Origin of the sequence: Roseateles sp. (genome assembly GCF_039929605.1) — a bacterium.
GTDB lineage: Bacteria > Pseudomonadota > Gammaproteobacteria > Burkholderiales > Burkholderiaceae_C > Pelomonas.
The window spans coordinates 67,203-78,338 of record NZ_JBDSQX010000152.1 but is presented as its reverse complement, the minus strand read 5'-3'; the positions used below and the strand labels follow the sequence as shown (position 1 = coordinate 78,338).

Genomic DNA, 11,136 nt, shown 5'->3' with positions numbered 1-11,136 from the left:
GCGCGACCCTTCTGGCCACAACCCGAAGGGAAGGCCCGCCGCCAGGGGCCACTCGGCGTTGCACCACTTGCCCGCACGCGAGTGCGGGCGGCGCGCTGCGCCTTGATTGGCCCCTGGCGGAGGGTCTTCGCGACCCATTGCCCTAGGGTTAACAGGCCCTAGCGCACGCGGAACTGGCTGACGACCTGCGCCAGCCGCTGGGCCTGCTCGCGCAGCGACTCGGCGGCGGCGGCGCTTTCTTCGACGAGGGCGGCGTTCTGCTGCGTCATGTCGTCGACCTGGGTGACGGCCTGGGTGACATCGGCGATGCCCCGGCTCTGCGCGGCGGCGCCGGTGCTGATCTCGCCCATGATGTCGGTCACGCGCTGCACGGCGCCGACGATCTCGCCCATCGTCGAACCCGCGTCCTGCACGAGGCGGGCGCCGGATTCGACGCGCTCGACGCTGGCGCCGATCAGCGTCTTGATCTCCTTGGCCGCTGCCGCGCTGCGGCCGGCCAGGCTGCGCACCTCGCCCGCCACGACCGCGAAGCCGCGGCCCTGCTCGCCGGCGCGGGCGGCTTCCACGGCCGCGTTCAGCGCCAGGATGTTGGTCTGGAAGGCGATGTCGTCGATGACGCCGATGATGTCGGCAATGCGCTTGGACGACGACGTGATGTCGTTCATCGTGGCCACGACCTGCTGCACGACGCTGCCGCCACGGTGGGCCACGGTGGCCGCCGACGTGGCGAGCTGGTGGGCGGTCTGGGCGTTGTCGGCGCTCTGCTTGACGGTGCCGGTGAGCTGGGCCATGGACGAGCTGGTGACCTCCAGGCTGGAGGCCGTCTGCTCGGTGCGCTGGCTCAGGTCCTGGTTACCCGAGGCGATCTCGGCGGACGCGGTGCGGATGGAGTCGGCCACCATCATGACCTCGCCGACCGTGCTGCCGAGCTGCTCGCACATCTGGTTCAGCGCCCGCATCAGCCCGGCAAGTTCGTCCTCGCCCGTCGGATTGGCGCGCTGTGTCAGGTCGCCTGCGGCGACAGCCTCGGCCAGCGACAGCGACGCGTTCACATCCGCAACGATCTTGCGCTGGTTGACCAGCAGCATGCCCATGCCGGCGCCCGCGGCCAGCAGTGAGACGACGGCGAAGATCAAGGCGCGGCGGCGCGCCTTGTCCTGCTGCGCGTCAGAGGCGCTCTGCTGGTCGGCGCCCAGACTCTGGACGGCCTTGCCGATCAGCGCTGCCACCTCCTTGTAGCGCGCCTCGGCGTCCTGCATGGCGGCCACGCCGGTGTTGGGGTCGACGGAGGCCAGGTCGATGGCGCCATCGGCCTTGCCCAGGTAGGCCTGCAGCAGCGGCAGCGCCGCCTTGATGTGCACGGCGGTCTCGGACGGCGTGCTGTCCAGGTCGGCCAGCGTCGTCAGCGTGCGCGTCAGTCCTTCGATTTGCTGCTTGAGCTCGCCACGCAGCGCCTTGACCTTGGCGTCATCCAGCGAGCCGATGAGGGCGATCGTGCGGAAGACGCCACCGTGCATCTCGCCCACCTGCGTCTGCACGGCCACCATGGTCATGAAGACCTCGTTGCGCTGCTGGCCGACCTCGTTGGTGGTGACGACCTCGCGCAGCGACAGCATGCTGTTGCCCAGGCCGATCGCCAACACGACCACCAGTGCCGCCATCGGCGGCAACAGCATTTTTGCGGCCAGCTTCATCGCTTACTTGTAGATGCCACCGCAGACGATGGTTTCGTCCAGGCGCTCGCAATACATCTGCTTGGGCTCGATCTTCTTGCTGGCCGGGTTCGTGAACTTGTAGTCCTGCCAGAAGCCGTTGGGCTTGGAGCGGCCCAGCTCGGTGCGCTCCTTGATGAAAGGCTTGCCGTCGATGTCCTTGAGCTCGATCAGGTCGCGCCCGACCTGCTTTTCGTTGGCGCCGTGGGCCAGGCACTTGCCGTCCAGGCCGTAGACGACGACGTAGAGGTCCTGCTTGACGAACTGCGGGCTCTTGGCGGTGATCTCGGCGTAGGACTTGTCTTTGCCATTGGCCTTGATGTAGGCCACGGCCTTTTTGACGATGGCCACGGCGTCGTCCTTGGTGGCGTTCTGTGCGAGGGCGGGCTGCGCGCCGACGAGCGCAGCGCACGCGAGGGCAAGACCTGCAAGCGTTCGATTCATGCGAGTGTTCCTTTCGAGCCGTTGTGGCCGTTGTAGATCAGTTATTACCCAAACCTTCACTTTGCGGCCGAGACCAAGCCGAAAGGCTCCGCAGCAGCGCCGCTCCGGAAATTCTCGCCAGGCAAGTGCATATGCCGCAAGCCTTTGCAAACCGTGTTGCGCCGGTCGCATGGAAGAATGCCTCGCATGATGCGACCGCAGCCCGACGCCCGCAACGCTTATCCCCGCTTCGTGTCGCTGACGACACGGTGGATGGACAACGATGCCTACGGCCACCTGAACAACGTCGTCTACTACAGCCTCTTTGATACGGCGGTGAACCGCCTGCTCATCGAGGCCGGCGCGCTGGACATCCATGGCGGCGCCGTCATCGGCCTCGTCGTTGAGACCCACTGCAACTTCTTCGAGTCGCTGGCCTTCCCGCAAGGTGTCGATGCGGGCGTGCGCGTGGCCCACCAAGGCCGCTCCAGCGTGCGCTACGAGATCGGCCTGTTCGCCGAAGGCAGCGACCTTTGCGCAGCGCGCGGTCATTTCGTGCATGTCTACGTCGACCGCGACAGCCGTCGCCCGGTGGCCGAGTTGCCGCTTGCCTATCTCTCCGCCCTGAAGGCCCTGACCCCATGAGTCGCCCTGATTCCCGATTCGCCACGCCCACGCCCGAGCAGACCGCCGCCGTCGACGCCGCCATCAAGACCCGGCACTCGCTGCGCGCCTTCCTGCCGGCGCCGGTGCCGCGCCAGACGGTCGAGGACATCCTCGAAGTCGCGTCCTGGGCGCCCTCGGGCACTAACACTCAGCCCTGGCAGGTGCATGTGCTGACCGGCGCTGCGCTCAAGCGCGTGGCCGGCCGCATCCAGGCTGCCTACCTCGACGCCGAGCAGAACGCGGCCCACAAGCAGGAGTACGACTACTACCCCAACGAGTGGCGCAGCCCTTATATCGACCGCCGCCGCAAGGTGGGTTGGGATCTCTACGGCCTGCTCGGCATCGCCAAGACCGACAAGGCGGGCATGCAGCACCAGCATGGCCGCAACTTCGTCTTCTTCGACGCGCCGGTGGGCCTGTTCTTCACCATCGACCGTGTCATGGAACGGGGCTCGTGGCTGGACTACGGCATGTTCCTGCAGAACGTCATGGTGGCCGCCCGCGCGCGCGGCCTGCACACCTGCCCGCAGGCGGCGTTCACGCAGTTCCATCGCCTGATCGGCGAGGAGTTGCAGCTGGCGCCCGAGCAGATGCTCGTGTGCGGCATGTCGCTCGGCTTTGCCGACCCGGCCGCCGTCGAGAACAGCCTTGTCACTGAACGTGCGCCTGTGGCCGAGTTCACGCGCTTCCGGGAGATCTGATGGCCTTCTCTGGAGCCGAGCTGGGCCTGGCCTGGGCCGCGCCGTTTGCGGGCATGCTGGTCTCCATCGCCGTCATGCCGCTGGCGGCGCCGGCCTTCTGGCACCACCACTTCGGCAAGATCGCCGCAGGCTGGACGGCGGCCTTGCTGATCCCGTTCGCGCTGGCCTTCGGAGCGGGGGCAACGGGTCATGTGCTGGTGCACACGCTGGTGGAGGAATACCTGCCCTTCACCATCCTGCTCGCCGCGCTCTACACCACGGCGGGCGGCATCTTCATCCGCGGCAATCTTCATGGCAGCCCGGCGCTGAACTCGGGCCTGATGCTGCTCGGCGCCGTGCTCGCAAGCTTCATGGGCACGACGGGCGCATCGATGCTGCTAATCCGCCCGCTGGTGCGCGCCAACGACAACCGCGTTCACAACGCCCACGTCGTCGTCTTCTTCATCTTCATCGTCAGCAACGTCGGCGGGTCGCTCACCCCGCTGGGTGACCCGCCGCTCTTCCTCGGCTTTCTGCAGGGCGTCAGCTTCCTCTGGACCGTGGGCCACCTGTGGCCCGAGACGCTGTTCCTGCAGACCTCGCTGCTGGCCATGTTCTGGGCCATCGACACCTGGCTCTACCGCAAGGAAGGTGTCACGCGCGACGACCCCACGCCCGATTCGCCCCAGCTCGGCCTGGAAGGCGCCATCAATCTGCTGCCGCTGGCGGTGGCCATAGCCCTGGTGCTGATGAGCGGCACCTGGAAGCCCGGCATCGTCTTCGACCTGTGGGGCACGCCGCTGCCGCTGCAGGCGCTGGTGCGTGACGCCGGCCTCGTCGCCGTGACGTTCGCCTCGCTGTGGCTGACACCCGCCGGCGTGCGCGAGAAGAACCAGTTCTCCTGGGCGCCGATGCAGGAAGTGGCCAAGCTCTTCATCGCCATCTTCCTGACCATGGTGCCCGTCATCGCCATGCTCAAGGCCGGCCCGGCCGGCGTGTTCGCACCGCTCGCGGCGATGCTGACGGGCAGCGACGGCCAACCGTCGCCGGCCGCCTACTTCTGGCTGACCGGCGGCCTGTCCTCGGTGCTGGACAACGCACCCACCTACCTCGCCTTCTTCAACCTCGCCGGCGGCGACGCGGCGCGGCTGATGACCGAAGGCGCGCCGGTGCTGGCGGCCATCTCCGGCGGCGCCGTCTTCATGGGCGCGCTGACCTACATCGGCAACGCGCCCAACTTCATGGTCAAGGCGATTGCCGAGGAACGCGGCGTGAAGATGCCCAGCTTCGGCGGCTATCTGCTGTGGTCCTGCTCGGTGCTGCTGCCGCTGTTCTTCGTGACGGGTTGGATATGGATGCGTTGAAGCTGAAGGTTCTCATTGCCCGCCGCGCGCCGGCCGATGTCGTCGAAAAGCTCTCGGCCCACTTCGATGTGGACTTCCATGACGGCGAGGCGCCGCTCAGTGCCGACGAACTGCGTGCGCGGCTGCAAGGCAAGGTCGGCGCCTACATCACCGGCACCGAGCGCATCACCGCCGAGCTGCTGGCCGCCTGCCCGGAGCTGCGCGCCGTCTGCACGATGAGCGTCGGCTACAACCACATCGACCTGGCCGCCTGCACCGCGCGCCGCGTGCTCGTCACCAACACGCCCGACGTGCTGACGGAGACCACGGCCGACCTCGGCTTTGCGCTGCTGATGGCCACGGCCCGGCGCATGGGCGAGGGCGAACGCCTGCTGCGCGATGGCCTGTGGAAGAGCTGGGCCTGGGACTTCCTGGCCGGCGCCGACGTGCACGGCACGACGCTGGGCATCCTCGGCATGGGCCGCATCGGCCAGGCCATCGCGCGGCGCGGGCGCTTCGGCTTCGGCATGAACGTGGCGTATCACAACCGTTCGCGCCTGCCCGCCGACACCGAGGCCGAACTCGGCGCGCGCTACCTCAGTAAAGACGAGCTGCTGCGCCAGGCCGACCACCTCATCCTCGTGCTGCCGTATTCGGCCGAGTCCCACCACTGCATCGCCACCGCCGAGCTGGCCTTGATGAAGCCGACGGCCACGCTCGTCAACATCGCGCGCGGCGGCCTCGTCGATGAAGACGCGCTGGCCGCCGCGCTGCGCGAGCATCGCATCGCTGCGGCCGGCCTGGACGTCTTCGAGGGCGAGCCGCGTGTGAACCCGGCGCTGCTGAGCCTGCCCAACATCGTCCTCACGCCGCACATCGGCAGCGCCACCATGCCCACCCGCCTCGCGATGGCTCGGCTGGCCGCCGACAATCTCGTCGCCGCGCTGACCGGCGCCCCGCCGCCCACGCCGCTGAATCCTGAGGTGTTGTGAGCCCCTCGTCCGAGGCCTACCTTGGCCGGTCCCCCGAGGGGACGGCGATGCTTGCCGGGTCGACCGGCAAGCACATCGCCAGTGCGGGCCGGCTTGGGAGCGGCCCGGCGCTTGGCCCGCAAATTCTTGCGTCGCGGTGCCGAATACTGAATGGAACCTTGATGAAACCCTTTCTCCTCGCCCTTGTCCTGCTTGTGCCCGCGCTGGCCATCGGTCAATCCCGGCTCAAGCCCCCGACTGCACCTGCACCGGCGGCCGAAGTGGAGGACAAGACGCCGCGCGACCCCAACAAGTACGCCGCCCTGTCCCTGCTGGGCGACAGCGTGCAGCTCATCAGCCTGACCGCGGCGCGTGGCGACACCGTGCAGAGCGGCGAATGGACGGCCACGCCCGCCGGCAAGCTGGACGCTGCCGCGCTGCAGGCGATCAACGACGCCGTCAAGGCCCGCAGCGACAAGCTCGAAACCAAGCTCTACACCTCGTCCACGCGCAGCCTGTTCGGCGACCCGGCCAACCTGTTCGTCGATGGCAAGCTCACGCTGCCCGGCAACCTCGTCGCAGCGTTGCGCCAGAGCGGCGCGGCGCAACTGTTGCTGGTGACGCGCAGCCGCCAGGAGCCCGGGCTCGCTGCAGCCTTGCCGGCACGCATCCTCGCCATGCTCGAAGGCCCGGGCTTCGTGCTCGACCAGCGCCTGAGCGCCAACATCGGCTTCGACGGCCAGCCGGACCTGCCGGTGTTCGTGCCCTATGTGTCCCTCCGCGTCGCGCTGATCGACCTCGCGGACATGCGGCTCAAGCGCGAGCAGTCCCTCGCCGTGGCCGCCCGGCTGCCGGTGGCGCGCGAGGCCGCCGCCAACCCCTGGGCCGCGACGACTGCCGAGCAGCGCGTGAAGGCGCTGGAGGCCTTGATCGAGGCCGAACTGCCGCGCGCCGTCAAGGGGTTGCTTGCGCCCTGAGCGAACGCTGGCGCAGACAATGCCGCCATGAGCCTGATCGATGTGTTGCTGCTGGGTCTGTTGACCCTTGTTTTGGTGTTGTTGGTGCTGATCTGGCTGCGCCAGAAATCCATCTCGCCCGAGTTGCTGTTGCGAGGCACGGAGCGCCTGGAGCGCGAGCTGCGTGACGAGCTGGGCCGCAGTGCCAGTGGAACCCGCCAGGAACTGGTGCAGGGCCTGGCGCAGTTCCAGCAGGTGCTGACGCAAGCCCTGCAGGGCAGCAACCAGTCGCTTGCGCAGCAGGCGCTGGCCGCGCGCGAGGCGCAGGACGCCGCCGCGCTGCGTGGCATGCAGGCTCAGGCCGAGTCCATGCAGCGCCTGGGCGACGCGATGCGCGAACAGCTGCAGGCCCTGTCCAAGAGCAATGACTTGCGCCTGGCCGAGCTGCGCCACACGGTGGAGCAGCGCCTCACCGCCATCCAGCAGGACAACGAGAAGAAGCTGGAGCAGATGCGCGCCACCGTCGACGAGAAGCTGCACGCCACGCTCGAACAGCGCCTGGGCGAGAGTTTCAAGCAGGTCGCCGAGCGCTTGGAGCAAGTGCACAAGGGCCTGGGCGAAATGCAGTCGCTGGCGCGCGATGTCGGCTCGCTGAACCGCGTGCTGACCAATGTGAAGACGCGCGGCGTGTTCGGCGAGGTGCAGCTGGCCGGCCTGTTGGAGCAGGTCTTCACGCCCGAGCAGTACGCATCCAATGTCGCGACGCTGCCGGGCTCTTCCGCACGGGTCGAGTTCGCCATCAAGCTGCCGGGCCAGCGCGACGATGGCCAGCCGCTGTGGCTGCCGATCGACGCCAAGTTCCCTCGTGAGGATTACGAGCGCCTGCTGGACGCGCACGAGCGCGCCGATGCGCCCGCTGCCGAGGCGGCAGGCAAGGCCATCGAGGGCCGCCTGCGGCTGGAAGCCAAGACGATTCGCGAGAAATACATCGGCCCGCCGCACACGACCGATTTCGCCATCCTCTTCGTGCCCACCGAGGGCCTGTACGCCGAGGCCCTGCGCCGGCCCGGCCTGGTGGAAAGCCTGCAGCGCGAGCACAAGGTGATGCTCTGCGGCCCCACCACGCTGCTGGCCACGCTGACCAGCCTGCAGATGGGCTTTCGCACGCTGGCGCTGGGCAAGCGCAGCGCCGAGGTCTGGGAGGTGCTGGGCGCCGTCAAGACCGAATTCGGCAAGTTCGGCGACGTACTCACCAAGGTCAAGAAAAAACTCGACGAGGCCGGCAACACATTGAACGAGGCCGAGGTGCGTACGCGGGCGATGACGCGCAAGCTCAAGGGCGTGGAGGCGCTGCCGGACGATGCATCCCAGCAGCTGCTGCAGCTCGACAAACTCGCCAGCCTCGGCGAGGACATCGAGTGACCGACCCCGCGCCAGGCCAGGGCAGGAGCCTGCGCCACGCCTTCGTGTGGCTGATCGCCACCATGATCTGCGTGCATGCCTGCATGGCGGTCACGCGCGTGACTGCCAGCCTTTGGGTGCTTGACCGCGGCTACGGCGAGGCCTCGGTCGGCCTGCTGCTCAGCCTGTTCGCTGTCGCGCCCATCGCGCTGTCGCTGTGGGCCGGCCGGCTGGCAGACCGCCACGGCTTTCACCGCCCGGTCGGCGTCGGCGTGCTGCTCGCCAGCGCCGGTACGCTGCTGGCCTTGGGCGTGCAGCAGCTCTGGGCGATTGCCATCGGCTGTCTGTTCTGCGGCGGCGCCGTCGCGGTGGCGGCCGTCGCCTTGCAGCGCGAAGCCGGGCTGATGGCCGAGGAGCCGGGCGAGCTCAAGCGCATCTTCAGCTGGATGGCGCTCGGGCCGGCCATGTCCAACGCGCTGGCGCCCATCATTGCCGGCCTGTTGATCGACTACGTCAGCATGAGGGCCGCCTTCGGCTTCGCCGCCAGCTTGCCGCTGCTGGCCTGGGCGCTGGCGCAGAAGGTGCCGCGCCATGCGCCGGCGGTCTACAGCAAGAGCTTCCGCGAGCCGGCGGCCTGGCATCTGTTCCGGCTGCCGGCCTTCAGGCGCCTCATCCTCGTCAACTTGGTGCTGTCGGCCGGTTGGGATGCGCACAGCTTCGTCGTGCCCGTCGTCGGCCATTCGCGCGGGCTGTCGGCGGCCAGCATCGGCCTGGTGCTGGGCTGCTTTGCGGCGGCCGCAACGCTGGTGCGCCTGACCATCGTCCGCTTTGCCGACAACATCGACGAGGTCAAGGCACTGCGCTCGGCCATGCTGCTCGCCACGCTGACCTTCATCGCCTACGCGTGGCTGCCCGGCACGGCCGGGCTGATGTGCGGCTCGGCGCTGCTCGGCGTCGCGCTGGGCTCGGTGCAGCCCATGATCATGGCCATGCTGCACCGCGTGACGCCAGCCGAGCGCCACGGCCAGGCGCTGGGCCTGCGCATGCTGACCGTCAACAGCGCCACGGTGGCCATGCCGGCCGGCTTCGGCTTGCTGGCTGCGGCCACGGCGCTCACTGCGCCGATGTGGCTGATGGCCTCGCTGCTGCTGCTGGCGCAGTGGCCGGCGCGGGGCCTGCGCAGCGATGGCTCCGACTGAGGTCTTCACATCGGCTTGAAGCGCGGCTGAAAGCTCTGGCTCACCGGTAGTCGCGTGCGGTTGTCCTTGAGCAATACCTCCATGCCGGTGAGGCTCCGCTCCACGCGTGCCACCTGGGCCAGGTTGATGACGACGGCGCGATGGATCTGCCAGAACTGGTCCGGGTCGAGTTGGGCGAGCAACTCGCGCAAGGACAGGCGCAGCAGGAATTCGCCCTCCGGCGTGACGGCGCAGGTGTACTTGTTGTCGCTGCGGAAGTGGCTCACGTCGGCCACCATCACCAGGTGCAGGCGGTCGCCCTGCGAGGCCTGCAGCCAGCGCAGCGGGGCGGCGGCAACAGGCGCGGGCGGCAGCTCGGGCGGCGCCCACTGCTGCAGCCAGCGCGCCAGTTCGGCCGGCGGCAACTGCAGGCGCTGCTGCAGGCGCTGCACCGTCTCGCGCAGGCGTTCGGTGGCCAGCGGCTTGAGCAGGTAGTCCACCGCGCCCTGGTCGAAGGCGGTCAGCGCATGGGCGTCGTAGGCGGTGACGAAGACGATGTGGCACAGGCCCTTGATGCGCCGCGCCAGCTGCAGGCCGTCCAGCCCGGGCAGGCGGATGTCGACGAAGACGATGTCGGGCCGCAGCTCCAGCGCCAGTGCCAGGCCGCGCTCGCCGTCCTCGGCTTCGGCCAGCAACTGAAGCTGCGGCCACAGCTCGGCCAGCCCTTCGCGCAGGCGCTGGCGCGGCAGGGGTTCGTCTTCGATCAGTAGGGCGGTGGGGGTTTTCATGGGTTCCGGGTCGCGTCCCAGGGCAGTTCGATGCGGGCGCTCAGGCCGCCGGTGGGGGGCTGCTGGATGATCAGCCGGGCCGACCCGCCGTACAGGCCGGCCAGTCGGTCGCGCAGGTTGGCCAGGCCGAGGCCCTGGTCCTGCGTGGGTGACGCTGCGGCCGCTTGCAGGCCGACGCCGTCATCGCGCACCTCGAGCACGAAGCGTTCGCCCTCGCGCCGCGCATCCAGCTCGATGCGACCGCCTTGCGGCTTGGGCTCGATGCCATGGCGCACCGCGTTCTCCACCAGCGTCAGCAGCATCAGCGGCGGCAGCGGGTGGCCCTCGCAGCCGGGCTCGGCCTGCAGCCCGAAGTGCAGCCGCGCACCCAGCCGCGTGGCCATGACCGTGAGGTAGGCGCGCGCCAACTCGAACTCGCGCGCCAGCGTGCTCGTGGGCTCGCGCAGCGAGGGCAGGGCCAGGCGCAGATAGTCATGCAGCTCGCCGAGAAAGCGCTCGGCCGTGGCCGGCTCACTGCGGATCAACTGCTGCAGGCTGGCCAGCGCGTTGAACAGGAAGTGCGGCTCGACCTGGGCCTGCAGCGCCTTCAGTTCGGTCAGGCTGACCTGACGCGACAGCTCGGCCATGGCCGCCGTCTGCTCGGCACGCATCAGCCGCAGCGCCAGGGCCTGCTCGTCGCGCCAGCGCCACCAGCGCAGCGGTAGATGCATCAGCAGCGCGAAGGCGAAGCCTGGCAGCCAGGGGCGCCACTGCGACAGCGGGCTCTGCCATTGCGCCAGGTCGATCGCGGGCAGCAGCAGCGTCCCTGCCGCCGAGCCCAGCGCCGCAGCCAGCGGCACGGCCAGCGGCCACCAGCGCCAGCCGAGCGTGAACCAGGCGGCGCTGTAGGCCAGCCAGAGCTGGGCAGCTGGGGCCAGCCAGCGTGCTTGCGGCCAGGCCCAGTGCAAGAGGCCCCAGGCTGCCCAGAACAGCAAGGTGGGGAGGAGGGCGCGGCGCAGTGGCGGGCGTGGCATGGGCG

Annotated in this window: 11 protein-coding genes; 7 read left to right on the top strand and 4 right to left on the bottom strand. The window is 69.0% G+C overall.

Features of this window, described 5'->3' with window-relative positions; genetic code table 11:
* Window positions 1-158: 158 nt before the first annotated feature.
* Together ABIS05_RS20890 and ABIS05_RS20885 are read right to left on the bottom strand one after the other, a co-directional pair.
* Window positions 159-1,694, bottom strand: coding sequence for a methyl-accepting chemotaxis protein (locus ABIS05_RS20890; RefSeq protein ID WP_348011710.1), 1,536 nt, complete (start codon window positions 1,692-1,694; stop codon window positions 159-161).
* Window positions 1,695-1,697: 3 nt separating this feature from the next.
* Window positions 1,698-2,156 (bottom strand): cache domain-containing protein, encoded by a 459-nt coding sequence (locus ABIS05_RS20885; RefSeq protein ID WP_348011709.1) that lies wholly within the window; start codon window positions 2,154-2,156, stop codon window positions 1,698-1,700.
* 186 nt (window positions 2,157-2,342) lie between these two features.
* On the opposite strand from ABIS05_RS20885, the gene ABIS05_RS20880 reads away from it, so the two are divergent.
* The 7 genes from ABIS05_RS20880 (at window position 2,343) to ABIS05_RS20850 (ending at window position 9,351) form a co-directional block, all read left to right on the top strand.
* Window positions 2,343-2,780 (top strand): thioesterase family protein, encoded by a 438-nt coding sequence (locus ABIS05_RS20880; protein ID WP_348011708.1) that lies wholly within the window; start codon window positions 2,343-2,345, stop codon window positions 2,778-2,780.
* Window positions 2,777-3,502: a nitroreductase gene (locus ABIS05_RS20875; RefSeq protein ID WP_348011707.1), complete on the top strand. Its 726-nt coding sequence runs from the start codon at window positions 2,777-2,779 to the stop codon at window positions 3,500-3,502. The genes ABIS05_RS20880 and ABIS05_RS20875 overlap by 4 nt, the downstream gene beginning before the upstream one ends.
* Entirely contained in the window at window positions 3,502-4,845 is a 1,344-nt protein-coding gene (locus ABIS05_RS20870) for a sodium:proton antiporter (RefSeq protein ID WP_348011706.1), read from the top strand. The genes ABIS05_RS20875 and ABIS05_RS20870 overlap by 1 nt, the downstream gene beginning before the upstream one ends.
* A complete protein-coding gene (locus ABIS05_RS20865; protein ID WP_348011705.1) occupies window positions 4,833-5,816 on the top strand; it encodes a D-glycerate dehydrogenase in 984 nt (327 codons plus the stop codon). Before ABIS05_RS20870 ends, ABIS05_RS20865 begins: the two co-directional genes overlap by 13 nt.
* 161 nt (window positions 5,817-5,977) lie before the next feature.
* Window positions 5,978-6,772 (top strand): hypothetical protein, encoded by a 795-nt coding sequence (locus ABIS05_RS20860; RefSeq protein WP_348011704.1) that lies wholly within the window; start codon window positions 5,978-5,980, stop codon window positions 6,770-6,772.
* 27 nt (window positions 6,773-6,799) lie between these two features.
* The gene (locus tag ABIS05_RS20855) at window positions 6,800-8,173 is read left to right on the top strand and encodes a DNA recombination protein RmuC (RefSeq protein WP_348011703.1); all 1,374 of its coding nucleotides are present in this window, start codon (window positions 6,800-6,802) and stop codon (window positions 8,171-8,173) included.
* Window positions 8,170-9,351, top strand: a complete 1,182-nt coding sequence (locus tag ABIS05_RS20850; RefSeq protein WP_348011702.1) for an MFS transporter — start codon at window positions 8,170-8,172, stop codon at window positions 9,349-9,351. The genes ABIS05_RS20855 and ABIS05_RS20850 overlap by 4 nt, the downstream gene beginning before the upstream one ends.
* A gap of 5 nt (window positions 9,352-9,356) precedes the next feature.
* On the opposite strand, the gene ABIS05_RS20845 is transcribed toward ABIS05_RS20850, so the two are convergent.
* Both ABIS05_RS20845 and ABIS05_RS20840 read right to left on the bottom strand, forming a co-directional pair.
* Entirely contained in the window at window positions 9,357-10,118 is a 762-nt protein-coding gene (locus ABIS05_RS20845) for a LytTR family DNA-binding domain-containing protein (RefSeq protein WP_348011701.1), read from the bottom strand.
* Complete coding sequence (locus ABIS05_RS20840) at window positions 10,115-11,131, bottom strand: histidine kinase (protein WP_348011700.1); 1,017 nt, start codon at window positions 11,129-11,131, stop codon at window positions 10,115-10,117. Before ABIS05_RS20840 ends, ABIS05_RS20845 begins: the two co-directional genes overlap by 4 nt.
* Window positions 11,132-11,136: the final 5 nt, after the last annotated feature.

Bases quoted from the DNA above. Each gene is read 5' to 3' on its own strand.
- ABIS05_RS20890 (WP_348011710.1), bottom strand. From the start codon at position 1,694: ATGAAGCTGGCCGCAAAAATGCTGTTGCCGCCGATGGCGGCACTGGTG.
- ABIS05_RS20885 (WP_348011709.1), bottom strand. From the start codon at position 2,156: ATGAATCGAACGCTTGCAGGTCTTGCCCTCGCGTGCGCTGCGCTCGTC.
- ABIS05_RS20880 (WP_348011708.1), top strand. From the start codon at position 2,343: ATGATGCGACCGCAGCCCGACGCCCGCAACGCTTATCCCCGCTTCGTG.
- ABIS05_RS20875 (WP_348011707.1), top strand. From the start codon at position 2,777: ATGAGTCGCCCTGATTCCCGATTCGCCACGCCCACGCCCGAGCAGACC.
- ABIS05_RS20870 (WP_348011706.1), top strand. From the start codon at position 3,502: ATGGCCTTCTCTGGAGCCGAGCTGGGCCTGGCCTGGGCCGCGCCGTTT.
- ABIS05_RS20865 (WP_348011705.1), top strand. From the start codon at position 4,833: ATGGATGCGTTGAAGCTGAAGGTTCTCATTGCCCGCCGCGCGCCGGCC.
- ABIS05_RS20860 (WP_348011704.1), top strand. From the start codon at position 5,978: ATGAAACCCTTTCTCCTCGCCCTTGTCCTGCTTGTGCCCGCGCTGGCC.
- ABIS05_RS20855 (WP_348011703.1), top strand. From the start codon at position 6,800: ATGAGCCTGATCGATGTGTTGCTGCTGGGTCTGTTGACCCTTGTTTTG.
- ABIS05_RS20845 (WP_348011701.1), bottom strand. From the start codon at position 10,118: ATGAAAACCCCCACCGCCCTACTGATCGAAGACGAACCCCTGCCGCGC.
- ABIS05_RS20840 (WP_348011700.1), bottom strand. From the start codon at position 11,131: ATGCCACGCCCGCCACTGCGCCGCGCCCTCCTCCCCACCTTGCTGTTC.